The sequence below is a fragment of the Yokenella regensburgei genome, assembly GCF_051486985.1.
Taxonomy (GTDB): Bacteria; Pseudomonadota; Gammaproteobacteria; order Enterobacterales; family Enterobacteriaceae; genus CBFFRJ01.
In genome coordinates, this window is record NZ_JAHVDV010000004.1 from 1 (window position 1) to 21,621 (window position 21,621).

At 53.5% G+C, this 21,621-nt stretch carries 19 protein-coding genes and 3 pseudogenes; 14 read left to right on the forward strand and 8 right to left on the reverse strand.

The genetic code is table 11. The annotated features are described in order from the left end of the window. Positions 1 to 831, forward strand: an 831-nt coding sequence (locus KXR87_RS04315; RefSeq protein ID WP_437431034.1) for a hypothetical protein, incomplete at its 5' end; no start/stop codon positions are given. Positions 832 to 940: 109 nt separating this feature from the next. Then, positions 941 to 1,774, forward strand: coding sequence for a hypothetical protein (locus KXR87_RS04320; RefSeq protein ID WP_437431035.1), 834 nt, complete (start codon positions 941 to 943; stop codon positions 1,772 to 1,774). 91 nt (positions 1,775 to 1,865) lie between these two features. Here KXR87_RS04320 and KXR87_RS04325 read toward each other — a convergent pair whose 3' ends face one another. Next, positions 1,866 to 3,284: a PLP-dependent aminotransferase family protein gene (locus KXR87_RS04325; RefSeq protein WP_437431036.1), complete on the reverse strand. Its 1,419-nt coding sequence runs from the start codon at positions 3,282 to 3,284 to the stop codon at positions 1,866 to 1,868. 174 nt (positions 3,285 to 3,458) lie between these two features. On the opposite strand from KXR87_RS04325, the gene KXR87_RS04330 reads away from it, so the two are divergent. The 7 genes from KXR87_RS04330 (at position 3,459) to KXR87_RS04360 (ending at position 9,548) form a co-directional block, all read left to right on the forward strand. Continuing rightward, the gene (locus tag KXR87_RS04330) at positions 3,459 to 3,626 is read left to right on the forward strand and encodes a DUF1127 domain-containing protein (RefSeq protein ID WP_437431037.1); all 168 of its coding nucleotides are present in this window, start codon (positions 3,459 to 3,461) and stop codon (positions 3,624 to 3,626) included. A 92-nt stretch (positions 3,627 to 3,718) separates the two neighbouring features. Beyond that, positions 3,719 to 4,324, forward strand: a complete 606-nt coding sequence (locus KXR87_RS04335; RefSeq protein ID WP_437431038.1) for an ATP-dependent Clp protease proteolytic subunit — start codon at positions 3,719 to 3,721, stop codon at positions 4,322 to 4,324. A gap of 136 nt (positions 4,325 to 4,460) precedes the next feature. Continuing rightward, the gene (locus tag KXR87_RS04340) at positions 4,461 to 5,522 is read left to right on the forward strand and encodes a DUF1176 domain-containing protein (protein WP_437431039.1); all 1,062 of its coding nucleotides are present in this window, start codon (positions 4,461 to 4,463) and stop codon (positions 5,520 to 5,522) included. A 257-nt stretch (positions 5,523 to 5,779) separates the two neighbouring features. Beyond that, a complete protein-coding gene (locus KXR87_RS04345) occupies positions 5,780 to 6,730 on the forward strand; it encodes a hypothetical protein (protein ID WP_437431040.1) in 951 nt (316 codons plus the stop codon). Between the two features lie 222 nt (positions 6,731 to 6,952). Next, complete coding sequence (locus tag KXR87_RS04350) at positions 6,953 to 7,420, forward strand: MarR family winged helix-turn-helix transcriptional regulator (protein ID WP_437431041.1); 468 nt, start codon at positions 6,953 to 6,955, stop codon at positions 7,418 to 7,420. Between the two features lie 3 nt (positions 7,421 to 7,423). Next, on the forward strand, positions 7,424 to 8,491 hold the full coding sequence (locus KXR87_RS04355) for an HlyD family secretion protein (RefSeq protein WP_437431042.1): 1,068 nt from the start codon (positions 7,424 to 7,426) through the stop codon (positions 8,489 to 8,491). Beyond that, complete coding sequence (locus KXR87_RS04360) at positions 8,481 to 9,548, forward strand: DUF2955 domain-containing protein (protein ID WP_437431043.1); 1,068 nt, start codon at positions 8,481 to 8,483, stop codon at positions 9,546 to 9,548. The genes KXR87_RS04355 and KXR87_RS04360 overlap by 11 nt, the downstream gene beginning before the upstream one ends. 63 nt (positions 9,549 to 9,611) lie before the next feature. On the opposite strand, the gene KXR87_RS04365 is transcribed toward KXR87_RS04360, so the two are convergent. Further along, entirely contained in the window at positions 9,612 to 10,850 is a 1,239-nt protein-coding gene (locus KXR87_RS04365) for an MFS transporter (protein ID WP_437431044.1), read from the reverse strand. 76 nt (positions 10,851 to 10,926) lie between these two features. Then, complete coding sequence (locus KXR87_RS04370) at positions 10,927 to 12,207, reverse strand: DUF445 domain-containing protein (protein ID WP_437431208.1); 1,281 nt, start codon at positions 12,205 to 12,207, stop codon at positions 10,927 to 10,929. Between the two features lie 189 nt (positions 12,208 to 12,396). Between KXR87_RS04370 and rmuC the strand changes: the two genes are divergently transcribed. The 3 genes and pseudogenes from rmuC to KXR87_RS04385 all read left to right on the forward strand — a co-directional run. Then, positions 12,397 to 13,953: a DNA recombination protein RmuC gene (gene rmuC / locus KXR87_RS04375; protein WP_437431045.1), complete on the forward strand. Its 1,557-nt coding sequence runs from the start codon at positions 12,397 to 12,399 to the stop codon at positions 13,951 to 13,953. A 63-nt stretch (positions 13,954 to 14,016) separates the two neighbouring features. Further along, positions 14,017 to 14,298 (forward strand): type II toxin-antitoxin system RelB/DinJ family antitoxin, encoded by a 282-nt coding sequence (locus KXR87_RS04380; RefSeq protein ID WP_437431046.1) that lies wholly within the window; start codon positions 14,017 to 14,019, stop codon positions 14,296 to 14,298. A gap of 28 nt (positions 14,299 to 14,326) precedes the next feature. Then, positions 14,327 to 14,587 (forward strand): annotated as a pseudogene (locus tag KXR87_RS04385) (type II toxin-antitoxin system RelE/ParE family toxin); the annotation flags it as partial. Positions 14,588 to 14,618: 31 nt separating this feature from the next. Here KXR87_RS04385 and yjiA read toward each other — a convergent pair. The 3 genes from yjiA to KXR87_RS04400 form a co-directional block, all read right to left on the reverse strand. Further along, the gene (gene yjiA / locus KXR87_RS04390; protein WP_437431047.1) at positions 14,619 to 15,587 is read right to left on the reverse strand and encodes a GTPase; all 969 of its coding nucleotides are present in this window, start codon (positions 15,585 to 15,587) and stop codon (positions 14,619 to 14,621) included. A gap of 10 nt (positions 15,588 to 15,597) precedes the next feature. Continuing rightward, positions 15,598 to 15,801, reverse strand: a complete 204-nt coding sequence (locus KXR87_RS04395; protein ID WP_437431048.1) for a YbdD/YjiX family protein — start codon at positions 15,799 to 15,801, stop codon at positions 15,598 to 15,600. 201 nt (positions 15,802 to 16,002) lie between these two features. Then, positions 16,003 to 18,156, reverse strand: a complete 2,154-nt coding sequence (locus KXR87_RS04400) for a carbon starvation CstA family protein (RefSeq protein ID WP_437431049.1) — start codon at positions 18,154 to 18,156, stop codon at positions 16,003 to 16,005. A gap of 365 nt (positions 18,157 to 18,521) precedes the next feature. On the opposite strand from KXR87_RS04400, the gene tsr reads away from it, so the two are divergent. Beyond that, positions 18,522 to 20,171, forward strand: a complete 1,650-nt coding sequence (gene tsr / locus KXR87_RS04405; RefSeq protein ID WP_437431209.1) for a methyl-accepting chemotaxis protein — start codon at positions 18,522 to 18,524, stop codon at positions 20,169 to 20,171. A 33-nt stretch (positions 20,172 to 20,204) separates the two neighbouring features. On the opposite strand, the pseudogene KXR87_RS04410 reads toward tsr, so the two are convergent. After that, positions 20,205 to 20,492, reverse strand: a pseudogene (locus KXR87_RS04410) (type II toxin-antitoxin system RelE family toxin). After that, positions 20,489 to 20,679: pseudogene (locus tag KXR87_RS04415) on the reverse strand (type II toxin-antitoxin system Phd/YefM family antitoxin). The pseudogenes KXR87_RS04410 and KXR87_RS04415 overlap by 4 nt, the downstream one beginning before the upstream one ends. A gap of 129 nt (positions 20,680 to 20,808) precedes the next feature. Between KXR87_RS04415 and KXR87_RS04420 the strand changes: the two are divergent. After that, on the forward strand, positions 20,809 to 21,621 hold the full coding sequence (locus tag KXR87_RS04420) for a GNAT family N-acetyltransferase (protein ID WP_437431050.1): 813 nt from the start codon (positions 20,809 to 20,811) through the stop codon (positions 21,619 to 21,621).

Sequence of the window (21,621 nt, forward strand, 5' to 3'; positions counted from 1 at the left end):
AAGGAGGCGTCGATGAGTGAGAAAAAAAAGAGTTCATCAGCGGTAACGATTAAAAGTAAAAAATGTGTGCAAGAGGTGAAAGTCACCAACCAGTTTAAAAGAATGATGACAAAAGCGCTGAAAGCGACATTGATGGTGCTGGAAAAAAGACGGGATGATTTATCCGAGGAAAAGTGGGGGATAGAACAGCAGAAAGATTTTTTTAAAATCTTTGGAGTAAGGCATGATGTGATCATCACTATTGACAGCGAGGCAGAAAAGGAAAGAGCGAAACAACGAGATCGGAAATCACCCAGAGATCCCTACATTGAAAAAAATGAAAATATCACCGCCTATCTCTTTATGCAAAAAAGCGTCGACAGAATGATATTTATTTGCGAAAAAATGAACCTCGAAAACAGAGTTAACAGTAATGACATCCGACAGGGGAGTTTTATTAATAAAACTGATGATAGCAAAGCAAGCGCAAGTGTGTCTGCTGACCAGACAATGGGCCTACACCCTGATTTGTACAGCAAAACCTTAACGGTAAACATATTCCAGAAATTTGTGTGTAAGCCTCTAACAGGGCAGTATTCTCAGGTCTCAACCCTTTGCCATGAGCTTTCACATTTTTATCGGCATGGTAATAATGGAGAGTATGGCGGAATGGGTACGGATGACATCCCAATTGACACGAAAGACAAAAATGAAACTGGTTACCTGCTTAAAGCAAATGATCTTGTGAAAAAGAACAGCCAGTATGTTTTTAAAAGCGCCTACAATATTGAACGCTATTTTGAATTAAATCTGACAGAGGAAGAAATGAAAATAATAGAAGGCATCTATTAGAGTGCCAGTGATTGGCACCCTAAGAAATCGATAAATTATCGCAAGCTGTAATTTATGAAACATGCAAAATAAAGGATAGGTTATGTGTTTTTGTTTATGGCGAAGATTGGTGTTGGCAATTTTCATTATCTTCAATGGGGCAATATGCTATGCAAGTGAAGAAATGTTGTTAACCCGCTATGGATATGGTTTTCTAATATGGGATGGAGTAAAGCATGACAAGCCAGCTATTTGGCCATATTTCTATCTTTCAGGTAGTAATCGCATAAATGACAGAGTTTATCCGAGATTTGAAATAAGTGATTTTGAAAATAAAAAATCTCAGGAAAGGCAAAAGCTTTATGTGAAGTTAGATGTAAACAAAAACAATAAATATCTACAGGCGCATGTGGTTTTTCAAAACAAAAGCACAACCCCTTATTATGTACATAAAAGTAGGTTGGCAGAACAGAAAAAAAATAATTTTCATCCACTTTGCAGTGATGCTTTTTCCATAACCTCTGAGGGGATATTACTAAATTTCCTTTCCATGGAATGTCGTTATGATATTGAGGATGAGTGGAAAGAAGTTCCAGCCGGTGGCACCTTTACATTTTCATCAAACCTGAATGAGGCCTATGCATTTCCTTCAGGATACCGGCGATACAACATTGGTTCAGTCGAATATCAAGTGGTGACTGAAAACTGGTTTCAGGAGCAGAACATCAACGAGGCGATGTTTTCAATATTAGACTGGGAATATCACTGTAAAATTGAAAAAAATGTCAGTTACATAGAGTCAGGCGGAGCGGTATGTGACCTGGATAAAAAATCCTTTAGTACATTTATCTATCTTACAGGACTGAAAAGTGAACGAAGTGGCAATAAGTTTTACATCAGAACGAATCAGGTTACCATCTATCTGGACGGTGACACATTGCAACCCTTCAACTATAACCAGTAGTGATGCAAAAAATATAAACACGTTGATTTCAGAATGAGTCACAGGAGTGTTTCGTCATCGCGCCCTGAAGAAAGTATTCAGGGCCTTTATTTCACCCCTCCTCCATCGCAATACGCACCGCTTCCCCCACCTTTTGAATCGCCTCGCGATTTTTATCGCTCAGGGGCATCGCACAGTTAACTCGCAGGCAGTTGCGGTACTTTCCGGATGCAGAAAACAGCGAGCCGGGGGCAATTTGCAGTTTCATGCGGCAGAGCTGGCGCGACACACAAAGCATATCTACCGTCTCCGGCAGTTCGATCCATAACATGAATCCGCCCTGCGGGCGCGTGACGCAGATTTCGCAGGGGAAATACTGACGCACCCAGCAGGTGTAAGTTTCCAGATGTTGTTGATAAATCTGACGCATGCGCCGCACATGGCGGTGATAGTGCCCATCGCGAATAAAAGCCGCTACCGCCAGTTGAGTTGACGGAACATTACTGCCGATGGCGGCATATTTCATATGCAGTACACGGTCACGGTAGCGCCCTGGAATTATCCAGCCAACCCGCAGGCCAGGTGCGACAGATTTGGTAAACGAGCTGCACAGCAGCACCCGGCCATCAATGTCGAAAGATTTTATGGTGCGCGGGCGGGGATAGTGGGTGGCCAGTTCGCCGTAAATGTCGTCTTCGAAAATGACGATATCATGGCGCTGAGCCAGTGCCAGCACCGCCTTTTTGCGCACTTCCGGCATGATAAAACCCAGCGGGTTATTACAGTTGGGGACCAGGATCACCCCCTTGATCGGCCACTGTTCCAGCGCCATTTCCAGCGCTTCAATACTGATCCCGGTTTCCGGATCGGTCGGGATCTCAATGGCTTTAATATCGAACCCGCGCAGTAGCTGCATGGTGCCGTAAAACGAGGGCGATTCGACGGCGACAATATCGCCCGGTTTGCAGACGGACAACAGCGCAATCGCCAGCGCACCATGACAGCCGTTAGTGATGACTATGTCGTCAGGATCGACAGACGATCCGCTGTCGAGCATCAGGCGGGAGATCTGAATACGGAGTTCCCGTTGCCCGGCCAGCGGATCGTAGCTCAGTACGTCGTGAACATGATGTTGCGCCAGGCGGCTCATCTCTCGCCAGAGAGGTTTTAAACTCGGCTGGGTCACATCCGGCGAACCGCCGCCGAAGTTCACTATTTCACGATCGCCACGGGCTTCCAGCAGCGTCAGCACTTCATCCCATTGGGTTACTTCTACCGGGCGCTGTACCGGGCGCGACATGGCGGGCACCGGCGGCTGCGCTTTGCGTGGGGCAACAAAATAGCCGGAACGCGGTTGGGGGCGAATAAGCTGAAGCTTTTCCAGCACCTGATAGGCCTGCTGCACGGTGCTGATGCTCACACCATGCTCCTGACTGAGATTGCGTACCGAAGGAAGCTTCTCACCGTGGCGATAGAGCCCTTGTTCAATACGCTCGGCTAAAAGCGTAGCCAGATTTTCATAACGCGTCATGCTGTATCCCCAATACCCACCATACAGATTTCAAAACCAGTACAGAATTGCCCACGTTTTGCCTTTCAGATAAGGTTTTAGCGGATCTGTATGTTAAAGAAAAGTGATTTCTGAATCTGTATTGTGAGGGTGAATTCCGGCGAAGATAAGGCTCTGCGAGAGAGGAGAGACGCGATGGAATTCTTTGAAAACCCGTCAAAACAACCGTTTTTACTGTTCACCCATACCTGGAACTGGCTGGTAAAAAAATGGCAACGGCACCACACCCGTAAGGTGCTGAGTCGCTTAAGTGATGAGCAACTGAAAGACGTAGGATTACGCCGTCAGGACCTCGGTTATTGATCCCCCCAGAGGGCGAAGATAACATCTTGTTAATTTCCGCCTTTTCTGGCGTAGACTATGCTTAATGCCATCACCATTACGGGGGACACAACATGCATTTTATGGGCGGTAAGGACGACGAGAAAAAAGAGAGCGAAGGCGGCAATGTGACGCAACTGATGCAGCAGAAACTGCTGGATTCACGCTCTATTATCATCTCCGGCGAAATCAACCAGACGCTGACTGAAAAAGTGGTCACGCAGCTGCTGCTGTTACAGGGCATCAGCGATGCGCCGATCAAAATCTACATCAACAGTCAGGGGGGGCATGTCGAAGCGGCGGACACCATCCATGACATCATTAAGTTCATCAAGCCGGAAGTGCATGTGATTGGTACCGGTTGGGTGGCCAGCGCCGGGATCACCATTTTCCTTGCAGCGAAGAAAGAGCACCGCTACGCGCTGCCGAACACCCGCTTTATGATCCACCAGCCGCTGGGCGGCGTGCGTGGTCAGGCGAGCGACATTGAGATCGAAGCCAAAGAGATCATCCGCATGCTGGATCGCGTGAACCGTCTTATCGCTGAGGCTACCGGTCAGACGGTGGAAAAAGTGAAACAGGATACGGATCGTAACTACTGGATGAACCCGCAGGAAGCCATTGATTACGGGATTGTCTCCCGCGTGGTAAAAAGCTATGAAGAGCTGAATCTGGACTGATTCTTCTCCTTTTGCTCCCGCAGCACAGGCGGGAGCAAAAATAAACCGCTTCTCCTCAGATTTTCCGCAAAAATTCACTTCTCCAGCCACGCAAATTTCTTCACACTGTCCGTGATTCTGATTACGGAGAAACGGCATGAATAACAGTTACAAAGCCGCAGTTTTGATGATGGCGACCCTCAGTGCGCCAGTGCTGGCGGACGACAGTGGCACCGCCTTCAACCACAAAGACTGGGAAGTGGTCTGCGACAACACATTAACCTGCCGTGCCGCCGGTTATAGCCAGGAAGAAGAGGTGGCCGGTGGCTCCGTAGGGTCCGTGCTGCTCACGCGCAAAGCGGGCGCTGACACGCCGGTCACCGTAGACGTGGTGCTGGCGGAAATGGAAGCAGATGAAACTGTCCAGCAGCCGAAGCTGACGTTATGGGTTGATGGTACGGACCGGGGGGAGGTGGAAGCGCAGGACAGCGATACCTGGCATCTCTCTGATGCGCAAACCAGCGCACTGATCGCGGCGGTAAAAGGCAGCGGGAAAGTGGAGTTCAGAGGCGGGGCGAAACCCTTTATCCTTTCCGGCGATGGCGCGACTGCGGTTCTGCTGAAAATGGATGACGTGCAGGGGCGTGTTGGCACTCCTGGCGCGCTGAGCAAAAAAGGGGACAAACCCGAAAGCGGCGTAACTGCCCCGGTGCCGGCACCGGTCATCCAGGCCGCAAAAGTGAGCGAGGCGCCGGAGCGCACCCTGACTGAGGCGGAAGTGGCGGCCCTGAAGCCCAAACTCATCGCCACCCTGAATAAAGACAGCGGATGCGATCGCCTGGAAACGCCGGATGAAAACGCAGAAGAGGGAGATAACGACATCACTCTTACCCCCCTCAATGAGAGCCATGTACTGATCTCCGCCCTCTGCTGGCGCGCGGCCTACAACGAAGGCTATGGCTTCTGGGTGACCGACAGCAAGATGCAGGGCACGCCGGTACTGGTGACTGACTCCGCTTCCGACTATAGCGATGGCCTGATTTCATTGGGTCAGCGTGGACGGGGTATTGGCGATTGCTGGTCTTCAGCGGAATGGGTCTGGGACGGCAAAGCCTTTGTGCAATCCAGCCGGTCAACTACCGGCATGTGCCGCTACATCCGCGCAGGCGGTACCTGGGATCTCCCCTCCTTTGTCGCCGAGGTGAAAACACCGGAGTAAGCCATCATCCTGATAATGGCATCTCTGCTTGCTTGTTAAGCATTCATTCGGTTAAGCAGCGGTGCCATGCTTATCTCCCCCACCCTGGCATCACCTCGCATGCACTCCATCCGCGTAATAGCCGGGCACACGGCTGACGATTCCTGAACGCCAGGCATCGCGTATTCAGGCCAGACGGCGCGGGGCGCTGTACCTTTTCCAAAAAGTGGAGATAGAATTGACCATACCGGTCGCGATGATGGACTCAAGGAGACAGTATGGACGACGCGCTGCTGCTCGCTTCGAAGCAGCTTTCTCATCAGGCTTTTCTGGGAGAGTGGGAGGCCGTATTTCGCCTTCTCGAACAGTTTCCTGCCCTGATAAATCACACCTCGCCTGAGAAAGGCTACTCGGCGCTGCATCAGGCGGCCTGGCATGGGGCAACGCTGGAAACCATTGGTGGTCTGCTCCGGCTTGGCGCAAACACGCAGCTGAAGACCAGAGACACGCAGCAAACGCCGTATGACATTGCCTTGCAAAAACAGAAGCAGCGGCCCGATCTCCACTTTGCCCTCGATCCGACTCCCCGTACGCTCGCGCAGTTAATGCGCAAAATTTTCGCCCGGGGGTTACCGGAAAACATGGCCTATCCCGATCTGCTGTTGATGGACAATCTGGTGATGCTCCTGAGCGATGAAGAGTGCGTTGCGCCCGGCTCCCCGGCGAAGGCGCGTTTTAATGCCGCATTTTTAGCGCTGACGGGTACGGATATTGCGGCCCCTTATACTTCCCCTGCCTCAATTCCGCCCCACTGGTGGGTAAATACGGACTACTGGCGAAACATCTTCCTGCCAGAACTCCTTGAGCTTGAGCAGCAAAAATCATGCATTCCGCTTGAGCGGAACTGGGCCACCATTGGCGATCTGCTGGTGCAGGAACATGAGCGGTGGGGGCTACGCGGTGACCCCTGGCTATGGATGGAACTGCGCAAATCCACCACGCGTATTCCCCTGCCCGCGACCACAAAAGAGCTCACCGCCCTGCTGCGTAATCTTGTGCTGGCGCGCACTAACAGCACGATGCTGGATAGCGACGCTGTCTATATCACCCGTTTCAGCCGTGGCGGCATGAGCAGCGGCCATATCTCACTGCGTTTCTGGGAGCAGGAGGGGATACCAGCGATTGTCGGGCGTGCCGGGTGGTTACGAGAGATGTGGGGGATGGTGTGACCATCTGAACTGATGGCGATGGGATGGCTGAAAAGCCCCGGCAAAGGTAACCCGCTTTGTCTGAATGCGCTTTTTTGTTATCCCCTGCTGCGCGTGATGCACAAAAAACCCTCCGGACCGCAGTCGCGCGGCCTTTCGCATTCCATGCTGTTTCTCACCGTCGTTTCTTGATACTTACCCTGGTAACTATTATTCTCCTCAGCCTTAAATGAGGAGCCTCCCGTGACAGAAGATGAATTGTTTGCCCGCCGGCCGCTGGGGATGCGGATGGCGATGATCGTGCGCCAGTGGCGTGCGACCATCGATAACGCGCTGGCAGATACGGGGCTGACGCAGTCCGGCTGGACGGTGCTGATGCAGCTTCGTCAGTTAGGGGATAACGTCTCGGTGAGTGAGTTAGCAGAAGTGCAGGGCATCGAACTGCCGCCTTTAATGCGCACCCTCTCGCACCTCGAAGCGCAGGGGCTGATAGCACGTACGATATCGCCTTATGACAAGCGCATCCGCCTGCTCGCACTGACCCAGGAAGGCACGGTTATGCTGGAGAAAATTACCCGCGTAATCGAGGCCTGCCAGCAACGCGCTGCGCAACACATCCCGGCGGAAAATCTCGACATTTTCAGCGCCACGTTGAATCAAATCGCCTGCAATTTACGCGTAATGCGTAGTGAAGATAACAAGACACAATAAATCATGATGACACCAGAACAAAAATTTGCCCGCTGGGTAAGGGTCAGTATTGCCTCTTTCCTGTTGATGTTTGTCTATTTTATCGTTGCCGATATCTGGATCCCGTTGACGCCGGACTCCACGGTGATGCGTGTTGTCACGCCGGTTTCATCACGGGTGGCGGGGTATGTTGCAAAAGTGCATGTGCAAAACAACAGCCAGGTAAAAAAGGGTGACCTGCTGTTTGAACTGGACGCCACGCCCTTTGTTAATCAGGTCGAAGCGGCAAAAATCGCCCTGGCCCAGGCAAAGCTGACCAACCAGCAACTGGATGCGCAGATTGTAGCTGCGCAGGCGAGTCTGAAAACGGCCGAGCTTACCGCGCAGAACAACAAAGTGACCTTTGATCGCTACCAGCGTCTGGGCGCGATGCAAAATGTCTCGCAATCGGATCTCGATAACGTCCGTACCACCTGGCAGAGCAGCGTACAGTCGGTCAATAACCTCAATGCCAGCATTCGTGCCCTCATCATCCAGCGTGGTGAACGTGACGACAGCCGTAACGTGACGCTGCAAAAGTACCAGAACAGCCTCGAGCAGGCGCAGCTCAACCTTGGCTGGACAAAGGTGCGGGCGGAGATGGACGGTAAGGTGAGTAACCTTCAGTTAAGCCCCGGTTTTTATGCCGCAGCCGGCAGTGCTGCCCTGGCACTGGTTCATGACAACGCCGATATCGTGGCGGATTTCCGTGAGAAAAGCCTGCGCCATACCCACCCCGGAACGGATGCCGCAGTGGTCTTTGATGCTCTGCCTGGACAGGTTTTCCCCGCGCACGTCACCAGTAGCGATGCCGGTGTGCTGGCAGGTCAGGAAGCGGTGAACGGGGCCCTGTCCCAGCCGGAAACGTCCAACCGCTGGGTACGTGACGCACAGCGCATGCGCATTCATGTTGCACTCAATGATCCGCTGCCACCCAACCTGCCGACCGGGGCGCGCGCCACTGTCCAGCTTTATAACAGTGAAGGCGTGTTTGCCCGCTTCTTCTCGGGTCTGCAAATCCACCTGGTGAGCTGGCTGCACTATGTCTATTAATACCCTGGCGCGGGTTTTCACCCCGCACGGCAACATTGTCTATACGGCAAATGATTTTCGTCAGACCTTGCGGATTGTGTTCGCCGGGATGCTTGCGCTCAGTATGTCGAGTTTTTATAACACCAGCTACGGCGTCTTTTACGTCGTCTATCCGGTGATGTTGCTCTCGCTGGTGCCGGTCTTTAACCGTCACGTGGCGAAGCAGTTCATCTTCAGTGCGGTGATCAACTGTATCGAGATGGTGCTGATCATTGGCTTTTTAGCAAAATGGCCGGTGATCATGACGCTGGTGGTATTTGGCCTCTACGTCATGCGTTTCCGTTTTATGAGCAAAGGGCCACTCTTCCTCTTTGGTTCTGCGGGCGTCGTGTGTCAGAGCACGATGCTCAACTTTATGAGCTACCCGACCAGCGACTGGCACACGCTTATCTTCTCCAATATTGAAGCCAGCGTGATAGCGGTAATGCTCAGCGCGTTAATGAATTACCTGATCCCGGATCTCGCCCCTCGTCAGCCGCCACCGCGAATTGAAAAAAGCGATGCCCGCGTGCGCCATGAGTCCCTGCTCTCCGGTAGCGTGGCGACCATGATCTTCGTGGTGTTCCAGCTCAGCGATCTCAGTGATTCCCTGTCGGCGCTAATGGCGGGGATCCTGATCCTCTTCCCGATGCATTATCGCGGGGCGGTGATGAGTTCCATCTGGCGCGTGGTGGGGGTGATGCTTGCCTGTCTCTATATTCTGCTGGTGCAACTCATACTCTATAACCACAGTAGCCATATGCTGCTGATGATGCCGCTGATTGGCCTGGGGCTGGCGTTCAGCGCGCGGCTGCACGTCATGGAAAAAGTAGGGGCTGGCGTCGGGTTTGCCAGCGTGACCACCATCGGCATTATGTTCGGCCAGAACCTGCACCCGGATACGGATCTGGTCTTCAGCGATCTCTACCGCATTGTGTCAGTCACGGTAGCGCTTCTGGGCACGCTGACGCTGGTCTTTCTGATGCATCTTTTATTAAACCGCTTTGAGGCGACGCGCTTTGTAGTTGAGGAGCAGTAGCGCCCCTGTTTCCTTGCCCGATGGAGGCTTAGGGGGAGAGGGCGCTATGGATTCGTCACAGGATCATGCGCTCTCCGTACTCTGTTCATACTGCCGTACCCGGCGCAGCAGACTCAGCAGGCACAATACCGCCACACAGCAGGCCACCAGCGCCAGCAGATGGAACGGCAGACGGCCACCGGCAGAAAACCACAGCCATCGCGCCCCTTCAATGGCAACAGCCACCGTACTGAGCACGACGATATTAAGCGAGGCGGAGACGGTGCCTTTGGGCAGGTCGTTGGTAAACAGTGTGAAACGGTAAAGCGTGGAAAAAATCAGCCCGATCCCGAAGGCATAAATGCTGGTGCCCATGACTGACCATAACCAGAGATGGGGAGAGAGAAGATTTCCGCCAACCAGCACGATCGCCCCGGCAAGCTGGATCGGTATTGCACGGCGAACATAGCGTGGATCGGTCGGATCCTTAACAAAGCGCATCATGACGATATTGGCGGCGATCAACGCGCCAAAGACCGGGATCTGTGCCCAGGCAAACTCTGCGGTAGTCATGCCGCCTGCGTCAATCAGGATAACCGGCGACACGGCGACCCATGTCATGAGCGGAATATAGTACAGGGCAAGGGTGGCCGCACCGGTGAGGAAACGCGGGTTGCGATAGACGGCGCAGAAGTCACGCACCACGCTTTTTGCACGCAGAGGCTCACTCTGCTTTTGCACGGTTTCTGGCATCGCCAGTACCAGCCCAAGCCAGGCGATAAAGCCTATCGCTGCGATCGCCGCGAAGATAACCTTCCAGTGTACAAAGTGCATAATGGCCGCACCGCTAAGCGGGCCGATCACCGGGGCGAGCAGCACCACGGAGGTGATCATCGACATCAGCTTAATTGCTTTGGTCGGCTCAAACGCTTCCTGGATGGTGACGTAACCCACGGTCGAAATAAAACAGATACTGGTGCCCTGCACGACACGCGCCACCAGGAACTGCTCGAAGGTGGTGGTAAACAGAGTGGCGATGCAGGCGAGGGTGAAGATGAGTGCGCCAGTGAGCAGGACCGGGCGACGGCCAATGCGGTCGGAGAGCGGGCCAAGCGCCCACTGCAGCGCCATTCCCCCCGCCATGTAGAGACTTACAGAAAGCGGCGCAAGGCTAACGTCACCGTCAAAATCGCGTACCACCTGAATGATGCCCGGTTGGATCATATCGGTGGTGAGATAGGCGGCGAAGTCATACAGCACCAGCGCCATCGGGAAGATAAAGGCCCCGCCGTAGCGGGTAAAAAAATCAGTTTTCCATGACATCACACGCTCCTTTTACGGCTCAATCACAGTCAGTGTGCGAGCAGGCAAATTTTATGTCGATGCAAATATGCTGGTTTTATCCGCCCGGGAGTGTCAGTAACGCAGGGAGTTGTGACAGCAGATAGAGCACCAGGCCAATAGTGCCGCCGACCAGGGTGCCATTAATCCGGATAAACTGCAGATCCTTGCCGATATTCAATTCGACCTGATGTGACATGTCGCGCGCATCCCAGCTCTTTACCGTATCGCTGATATGACGGGTCAGGAAGGTGGCAAAATCGGGCGCGACGCTGTGCGCCGCCTGTTCCAGATGCCCATTCAAGGAGGTGCGCAGCGCCTCATCAGCCAGTAGCGCCTCCCCGAACCACAGCCCCGCTTCGGTGATGCGCAGTTTGATGCGCGAGTCGTCGGACTGCATGTCGCTTTTTATCCAGTCACGCAGATCGCCCCACATTTCGCCAAGATAGCGGTTAAAGGCCTCATCTTCTTTCAGATACTGTTTGATATTGTCGGCACGGGCCGCCATTTCCGGATCGTTTTTCAGGTTATCGATAAGCTTCAGTGTGGCGCGGTCAAAAGCACGGCGGATCTGGTGCGCACTGTCGTGGGTGACATCGTCCAGCAGCGTGTTGACCGCGCGGGTGACCATCCCGGCGCTCTGATCGCCCAGCCATTCGGTAGGCAGGATTTTCGCCTTATGCGGATGTTCCGTTTTCAGCCAGCGTACCACCTGGCTTGCGATAAATTCCCGGCTGCTCTCTTTTTGCAACAGCTGCATCATCTGGCCAATCAGGGCGTCGAGCAGTACCTGGTGGCGCTGGTTTTTGGTCATGCTCTCCAGCATCGAGGCGCTGGTCTGGGTTAAATCCACCTTATCGATGGCGCGATGCACGGCCCGTTTGAGCACGTTTTTGATCCGCGTGTCGTCGGCCAGTTCCATAAAGCCGCTCATCACCTGCAGCAGATGCTGTCCCACCCGGCGGGCGTTATCCGGCTGGCTGAACCAGGCCCCGATCATCTGCGCGGGCTGGTGGCGATGAATCAGTTCTACCAGCGATTGGGTATCAAGGAATTTTTCCTGCACGAACTGGCCGAGATTGTCGCCAATCCGGTCTTTATTGCGCGGAATAATCGCCGTATGGCGTGAAATAAACGGGATGGGTACGCGACGAAACAGCGCCACCACGGCAAACCAGTCTGCCAGCGCCCCCACCATTGCCGCCTCGGCAATAGCTTTGACCCCACTCACCCAGAAGCTGGGTGGCAGGAACAGAGTGACGACAAAAACCGCTGCAGCAATCAGCAGTAATGAAAGCGCCAGGCGTTTGGCGCGTTTGAGTTCAGTGAGTTTGTCCATGGTGTTAAGCATAGAGCCGGGCGGCGAATTTCGCAGAATTTTCAAGGTGCAACAGAAAGCGGATTATTCCCCCTCACCCTGGCCCTCTCCCCAAAGGGGCGAGGAAGAAAAGCCGAGCAGGCCGCATAAGCAATGATTGCATCCTGATGCGCCACGGGTATGGTAGTCGCAGAAACAAGGGAGAAAGGAATGACTGACATGACACTCACGATAATGGCTGCCGTGCTGGCTGCGCTGGCAGGGGGCGTTTTTGGCTGGCTGCTGACAAAGATGACTTTCGCACAAAAAATTGCCGCCCTTGAACACGACAACGATCAGGCCGAAGACGCGCTGGCAGCGACGAAAAAAGGGCTGCGTGAGCAGGAAGGGAAAGCCGAAGCGCTACGCAATGAAAAGCACCAACTGGACGTAGAGACCAGCGTGCTTCGCCAGCAGATTAATGACCTCAAATCGCGAACGGCAGAATTACTCCAGCGTCTGGGAAAAACAGAAGATCAATTAACGGATGAACGTCGTCTGTCAGCACAGCTTGACCACGACTATACCGAGCTGAAAACCACCCTGACGCAGCGCGAGCAGCATTTCCGCGAGCAGTTTGCCAGCCTGGATGAGACCAAAAAATCCCTCTCGCGTGAGTTCGAAAACATCGCCAATAAAATCTTCGAAGAGAAGGGTAAAACCTTTACCACCACCAGTAAAACCAGCCTTGACGACATGCTCAAACCGTTTCGCGAGCAAATTGAGGGGTTCCAGAAGCGGATCAACGAAGTGCATGATGCCTCGATTCGCGGCAACGCTGACCTGAATGCCGAGATTAAAAAGGTGCTGGAGATTGGCCTGCAGATGAGCGCGGAGGCCACCAACCTGACCACTGCCCTGAAGGGCGACTCCCAGCAGCGGGGTGCCTGGGGTGAAGCACAGCTACGTCGCACGCTTGAAATGAGCGGGCTGGTAGAAAAAGCGCATTTCGAAGTGCAGAGTGCTTTCAGAGATGAGGAGGGGCGCCGTAAGCAGACTGACTACCTGATTCGTCTGCCGGACAATAAGCACATCATCATTGACAGCAAAGTCTCCCTCAATGCCTACGATCGAGTCTGTTCTGCTGAAACACCGGAGGCGCAGGTGAGGGCGATGGACGACCATATAATGGCGGTGCGCCGCCACATCGACGATCTGGCCTCCAAGGATTACACCAACCTGGCGGGCATTCGCAGCCCCAGTTTTGTGCTGATGTTTATGCCTGTCGAAGCGGCCTACATTGAAGCGCTGAAAACCAACAAAGGGCTGTTTGAATACGGTTATAGTAAGGGCATCGTGCTTGTCTCCCACACGACGCTTATCCCTATCCTGCGTACCGTTTCCAATCTGTGGATGATTGAGCGCAGCAACAGCGAGGCGCGGGAAATCAGTGAACGCGCTGGGGAAATCTTCAATAACGTCTGTCTGGTGGCCGAACGCTTAAGTAAGCTCGGCGGCACCCTGACTACCGCCAGTAATCAGTACAACCAGACCGTGACGGCGCTGGTGGGGAATCAGGGGCTGTACGGCAAGGTGGAGCGCTTTGGCACACTCTCCGAGAAGGTCAATAAAGAGTTGCCGAAACTGGAACTTGCCCATCGTGATTTCGAACATGAGCGCATGGCGCTGATTGTGGAAGCGCTGGATGAGCCTGACGTTGAGATTGTGACGGTTGGGAGTAATAACCCGCTAAGCGATACCACGTTGAGTGGATCTACTGGCGCTTAACTTATTCGGATTTTATTAAGCCTGCTTTGTGGCTACAGCGTAGCTACAAAATGAGGAGGATCTATGGATTCTGTTATTCGATCGCGGATCGACAAAGGGCTTAAAGAGCGTGCTGGTTTAGTGCTTGAAGATTGCGGCCTGAGCTGGAGCGTAGCTATCTGTTTGTTCGCTGAGCAAATTGTCAAAAATGAAGGGCTGCCTTTTGAAGTCACCCAAAAACCGAATGCCCGTCTGCAAACCGCAATGCGCGAAGCAGATGAAATTATCACGCACCAGCATGGACGCTTTGAGAGTGCGCAGCAGCTAATGGACAGCCTGAATGATGGTAAAAAGCAGACGGACTAGCTTGCCCTTTCGATAGGATTACACCCGATCTTTTATCAAAGCCTGGGAACGCTATAACAAAGCAGGGCGCAGAGATATGCATGAAACTGCCGCCGTAATGACGATGGTTCTGTCAGGCAACCCATTGCCCGCGCACGACAATGACCACGCCTTAGCAGGAAATATGCAAGGTTTTAGAGAACTGCATATCGGTGGTGATTATTTGCTGATCTATAAAGTTGAACACGGCAAACATCAGGTCGTGTTTACCGATTTAGGCACGCATTCAGAATTGTTTGAACAGGCATAGGTGATAAAAGGGCCGAAAGGCCCATTTATCATCATGCTTCAGACGTCGTGCCTTTCAGCCCCGCAAAAGCATCGCGGATCTCTTGTTCAGGTAGCTGAATACCGATAAACACCAGCGTGCTGTGTGGGGTTTCATCAGCCCAGGGGCGGTCCCAGTCGGCGCTGTAGAGGCGCTGCACGCCCTGGAACAGCAGGCGGTTCGGTTCGCCATCAATCCATAACATGCCTTTGTAGCGCAGTAACTTGTCCGCAAAAGAGAGCAGCAAATTTTCCATGACGCGGGACACCTCGCTGATATCTACCGGGTAATCCAGCTCCACGACGATAGAGGAGACGTCATTCTGTTTATCAGCGATAAAATGAAAGCGCGGTGTGGCGGTGATCTTCTCTTCGAGCATAAAGCCATTGGTGTCGAACAACTGCGCCAGATCGATATCGCCATGAATAACGGTGTAGACCGGGGCGCGGGCATTGATGCGGCCGAGGCGTTCACGCAGCTTTTCGCTCCCGCCTGCCACGTCAGTTTTGGTCAACAGAATGCGGTCGGCATAGCCCACCTGGGACTGAGCGATGGTGAACTGGTTCATCTGCTCGTCGGCGTGTACCGCGTCGACCAGTGCAATTACGCCGTCCAACTGATAGCGCTGGCAGAGAATTTCATGGGAGAAAAAGGTCTGGATAATGGGACCGGGATCGGCCATACCGGTGCACTCAATCACCAGACGGTCAAAGGCGATGTCGCCACGGTCAAGGCTGTCGAGCAGGTCTAGCAGCGCGTCTTCAAGTTCGTTAGAACGGGTACAGCAGATGCAGCCGTTGGTCAGGGTCTTAATTTGCGTGGCGCGGTCGCCAATCAGCTGATCGTCGACGGAGACTTCACCGAATTCGTTTTCGATGACCGCAATCCTCAGGCCATGCTGTTCATTGAGAATGTGGCGCAGCAGGGTGGTTTTGCCTGCGCCGAGAAAGCCGGTAAGTAGGGTGACTGCAATCGGTGTCATCTTGCCTCCATTAACAGCAGCGTACGCCGCCTTCGCCGCTCCCGCCGTAGCGTGCTTCCTGACGCTCACGGAAGAATTCGTTGTAGGTCATAAAGGGTTTATCCGGATGGTTGGCCTTCATATGCTCAACGTAATTGTCGTAATCCGGAATGCCAATCAGCATCTTCGCCGCCTGGCCTAAGTATTTTTTTGCTTCGCCTAAGTTACCAAACATTATTAGTTCCAGATAACGAATAAAGCCCGGGGGTGCAGGCTATTTTACTTGCCATTTTGAACCTGGGCAGTGCTCAACATCCTCACGTACTACGTGTACGCTCCGGTTTTCCGCGCTGTCCGTGTTCAAATTGCCTGCGCCAATTACGCCTGTGTGGCTCACTTAAAAACCCCGCCGAAGCGGGGTTTTAGGGTTGCCGATTTAGTGGTGTGAAGCGGTTTTCACGCCGCCTTCCGGCACCGGCACATATGGCGTTTCTTTGTCAGTACGCACGGTGTTATTGCGCACCTGCAGCCAGGTTTTGATGCCGTAGAAAATGATGCTGTAGACCACCACCAGGAACAGAATGCTCAGGCCCGCGTTGGTGTAGTTGTTCACCACGATATGGTTCATGTTAGCAATCTGCTGGGCAGTCAGATCAGCGCCGCCTGCGGCAATTTTCGCTTTGTACTGGTTAGCCATGAAGAAGAAGCCTTCCAGTTGCGGGTTGGCGCTGAACAGTTTCAGACCCAGTGCCCAGGTGGTGCACAGCAGCAGCCACAATGCCGGGATCACGGTGACCCAGATGTATCTGGTGCGCTGCATTTTGATCAGCACCACGGTACCCAGTACCAGCGCCACGGCAGCCAGCATCTGGTTAGAGATACCGAACAGCGGCCAGAGGCTCTTCACGCCACCCAGCGGATCAACCACACCCTGATACAGCAGATAGCCCCAGAGACCTACGCAACCGGCAGTACCGATGATACCTGCCACCAGAGAGTCGGTTTTCTTGAGGAAGGGAACGAAGTTACCCAGCAGGTCCTGCAGCATAAAGCGGCCCGCGCGGGTACCTGCATCCAGCGCGGTCAGGATAAACAGCGCTTCAAACAGAATACCGAAGTGGTACCAGAAGCCCATGTCAGCCATCGGCATGATTTTATGGAACACGTGAGCGATACCTACCGCCAGTGTCGGCGCGCCGCCGGCACGGTTCAGTACGGAAGGTTCACCGATGTCTTTGGCAGTCTGCATGATCTGCTCAGGGGAGATAACAAAGCCCCAGGAGCTGACGGTCGCCGCCGCATGTGCGCTGACGTCTTTCAGTTGCGCCATGATCATGGCTGCATTTTCGCCACCCATTTCATGCAGGTTAGGCATGGTGATGCCAAGGCCAGCAGGCGGGGTATTCATGGCGAAGTAGAGGCCCGGTTCGATGATTGAAGCTGCAACCAGCGCCATGACAGCGACGAAAGACTCCATCAGCATTGCGCCGTAACCGATAAAGCGGGCATCGGTTTCGTTAGCCAGCAGCTTCGGTGTTGTGCCGGAGGCAATCAGGGCATGGAAGCCGGAGACCGCGCCACAGGCGATGGTGATAAACAGGAACGGGAACAGTGCACCTTTCCATAGCGGCCCGGTGCCGTCAATATACGGCGTAATCGCCGGCATTTTCAGCTCAGGGTTCAGAATGACAATGCCCAGCGCCAGGCCGACGATAACGCCGATTTTCAGGAAGGTCGCCAGGTAGTCGCGCGGTGCCAGAATCAGCCATACCGGCAGCAGCGCAGAGATAAACGCATAGCCAATCAGTGCGAAGGTGATGGTGGTGTCTTTAAAGGTCAGCGCCGGGCCCCAGTACGGGTCATGAGCGATGATGCCGCCGAAGTAAATGGATGCCACCAGCAGCACGATACCAATCACGGACACTTCACCCACACGGCCTGGGCGCAGGAAACGCATGTAGATACCCATGAACAGCGCAATCGGCACGGTAGAGCAGACGGTAAACACACCCCACGGGCTTTCTGCCAGTGCTTTCACCACAATCAGCGCCAGTACGGCGAGGATGATTATCATGATTAAGAAGCAGCCGAACAGCGCAATGGTGCCTGGTACACGGCCCATCTCTTCTTTGATCATCTCACCCAGAGAAGCGCCGTTACGGCGGGAAGAGATAAACAGCACCATGAAGTCCTGTACGGCACCAGCCAGTACCACCCCTGCCAGTAGCCACAGCGTACCCGGCAGGTAGCCCATCTGCGCAGCCAGAACCGGCCCCACCAGCGGGCCTGCACCGGCGATAGCCGCAAAGTGGTGACCAAACAGGACGTAACGGTTAGTGGGAACGTAGTTCAGACCGTCATTGTTAATGACCGCAGGCGTGGAACGCGTAGGGTCCAGCTTCATCACTTTTTGCGCGATGTAGAGGCTGTAGTAGCGGTAGGCCACAAGGTAAACAGAGACGGAGGCAACCACAATCCACAGCGAGCTGACGTGCTCACCGCGGCGTAATGCAACGACGGATAAGCAGAAGGCACCGAGGATGCCGAGGATCACCCAAGGTATATGTTTGAATAGCTTTTTAGTATCCATATCAGACCTGATTAACAGAAAAATGGAGTGAAGGTTGATGTGTTGAAAGTCGATTTTGCTGGTGGCGATCATGACAAATTACAAGCCTGAAAAGGGCGGGATTTGGGTAAGTGGCAGGAAAACGGGGGTAAGCGGTCAGCCCAAGGGGTAAGCGGTTTTATACCGGTTTAAGCGGTTAAAAATGTGTGATGCAGATCACGAGGCTTTGCGCTGGTTTTCCGGTTTCTCTGGACGGTCTTAACGGGGTGTTATGCAAAATGATTAATGTAAACAATCAGCTTTTAGCCAACCCGACTCTAAAGTTTTCGCTTTCCAGGCCGAAAAGTTGATGTCTGGATAAGGGATGGAAAAACATGTTAAACCGTATGAAACTTGTCACCAGTTTACTTGTGGTACTGGGACTCTTTGGCCTTTTGCAACTTACCTCTGGCGGCTTGTTCTTTAACGCACTCAAGCACGACAAAGAAAACTTCACCGTTTTACAAACGATTCGTCAACAGCAATCCACGCTGAACGCCAGCTGGGTCGCGCTTTTGCAAACCCGTAATACCCTCAACCGCGCCGGGATCCGTTACATGATGGATCAGAATCAGATTGGCAGCGGTGCAACCGTGAATGACCTGATGCAGATCGCCAGCACCTCTCTCAAGCAGGCGGAAATCAACTGGAAGGCGTATCAATCCGCCCCACGTGACCCGCGTCAGAATGAGTCAGCCGCTGCCGAAATTAATCGCACTTATGATATTTACCATAATGCGTTGGCGGAGCTGATCCAGTTGCTTGGCGCAGGTAAAATCAATGAGTTCTTCGACCAGCCGACGCAGGGCTACCAGGACGCCTTTGAGAAACCCTATCTGGATTACCTTCAGCAAAACGATCGCCTCTATGCTATCGCCGTAGAAGAGAGCAACAGCTCCTACTCTACTGCCGTGTGGATAATCATTACGGTTCTGTTGGTAGTGATGTTCGTGATCCTGGCAGTATGGATGGGCATTAAACGCGGCATGATTGCCCCGATGAACCACCTCATCGAAAACATCCGTCATATTGCGGGTGGCGATCTGGAACAAACCATCAACGTTCACGGCACGAACGAAATGGGACAACTGGCAGAAAGTCTGCGCCATATGCAGAGCGAGCTGGTGCGTACCGTGGGCGATGTGCGTAACGGCGCTGATGCGATTTACAGCGGTGCGAGCGAAATTTCCGCCGGTAACAACGATCTCTCTTCCCGTACGGAACAGCAGGCCGCTTCTCTGGAAGAGACCGCTGCCAGCATGGAAGAGCTGACCGCAACGGTGAAACAGAACGCCGAAAACGCCCGTCAGGCAAGCCACCTGGCGCTCAGTGCTTCCGGCACCGCGCAGAAAGGCGGCAAGGTGGTGGATAACGTGGTGCAGACCATGCGCGACATTACCGCCAGTTCCCAGAAAATTGCTGACATCATCAGCGTGATCGACGGCATTGCCTTCCAGACTAACATCCTGGCACTGAACGCCGCCGTTGAAGCAGCACGAGCCGGTGAACAGGGCCGTGGCTTTGCGGTGGTGGCAGGGGAAGTGCGTAACCTGGCCCAGCGCAGTGCGCAGGCTGCCCGTGAAATCAAAGGATTGATTGAGGACTCGGTGAGCCGCGTTGAACTGGGGTCAACCCTGGTAGAAAGCGCCGGTGAAACTATGGATGAAATCGTCAGCGCGGTAACCCGCGTGACCGACATCATGGGCGAGATCGCCTCTGCTTCTGATGAGCAGAGCCGTGGTATCGACCAGGTGGGTCTGGCGGTAGCTGAAATGGATCGTGTGACGCAGCAGAACGCCTCGCTGGTAGAAGAGTCCGCTGCGGCCGCCGCCGCACTGGAAGAGCAGGCCAGCCGTCTGACGCAGGCCGTTGCTGTGTTCCGCACCCGTCGGATTACCCGCGAAACAGCGGCTGCACCGGTGCTGATCAAACCTAACTTGTCTAAACCACTGATGGCGAAAGCTACCGGCGGCGAAGACAACTGGGAAACCTTCTAAGCCCGAATGCGCCCTGCTGATGCGGGGCGCGTTTTATCTCAGCCTTTCACTGACGAGGATACAGGCTTCACTGTTTTCACGTTTTCCTACCGCAACCACTGCAATGACCAAAACATCCTCAATGGCCTGATAAACGAGCCTGAAACCTGATGCGCGTAATTTGATTTTATAGCAAACAGGTAAGCCTCTTAACCTTGCTGAGGGTATGTGCGGGTTTTCAGGACATTTTTGGCGTTTTCTGGCGAACTGCTGCTAAATAGCGTTATCGAGTTTTTCCCCTTCCCGAAGTGCGTCCTTCCTGAACTTAACGCGATATCTCATAAGTATTTATCCAGATCGATATCGACCAGTTCTTGCTGATCACGTTCTTTCACCAGGCGAATCAGCTTATTGTCGTCCAGGAGTTCAAGCATTTTTTTATAACGTGCTGTCTGATGCAGTAAAACACAGGCTGATTACGCTTGAGAATCGCAACAGGGTAACCCGCACCTGCGTTGGCGGTCGCCATCGGGTTTTTCTTCAGTTGGCTGACACTCGCACGGGTATTACTCAGGGAGGCTATAGAAAATTATGACCGCCTGAAAGGAGTGCGTCGTACAGGGTCGGTTATGCTTAAGAATTAAACCTGGAGGACAGTATGAAACTGACTACCCTTTCCGCCCTTCACTACAGCAGCGAGCAGCTCTCCTGCTTTTTAGGCGCGTGTTTTGAAGGCTACAGCGTACCCGTTTCTCTCACTGCTGAACGTTTTGCCCTGCGTTTCGGCGCGGAAGATATCAGCCTTACCGACTCTTGCGTCTGGTGGGAAGGGGAGACACTGGTGGCGATAGCGATCATCACACAGCGTAGCGACACCGCGAGGCTGGCGGCGTATGCCGTGCGCCCTGCATACCGGGGGAAGGGCATCAGTAAGCGGCTACTGGCACCTCTGTTCGAGAGACTAAGGCAAAAGGGCATCAGGCAACTGCGCCTGGAAGTGATTGCAGATAACCTTGCCGGTATCGGTCTTTATCGGTCACTGGGGTTTGAACAACAGCGGGTGCTACGGGGCTATCAGGGCGCTACCTCTTCCGCCTCCGGGGAGAACGTACTGCGCGACGTGAATCCGCTTGAACTAATCTTGCGAGCCGCGAAGGAGGTGAAAAACACACTTCCCTGGCAACTCGATCCGCTTTCTCTCCTCACGCTGCCTTGTCAGGTGTATGAGTACCGTAAGCATGCGTATGCCGCCATTTCAATGTTGATGGATGCGCCCTCGCTGCGTTTTATTTATGTTGAGCCGGAATATCGCGGTAACGGGGTGGCGCGCGAGATGTTGACGGTTCTGCATCACCGCTTTGCAGGGCTGAGTACACCGGTGGCAGTGCCGGAATCTTTTACCCCGCTGTTTGTGTCAGCGGGGTATTGCCTGATGGATATCAGGCAGCTGGAAATGCGGGCGATGCTTTGA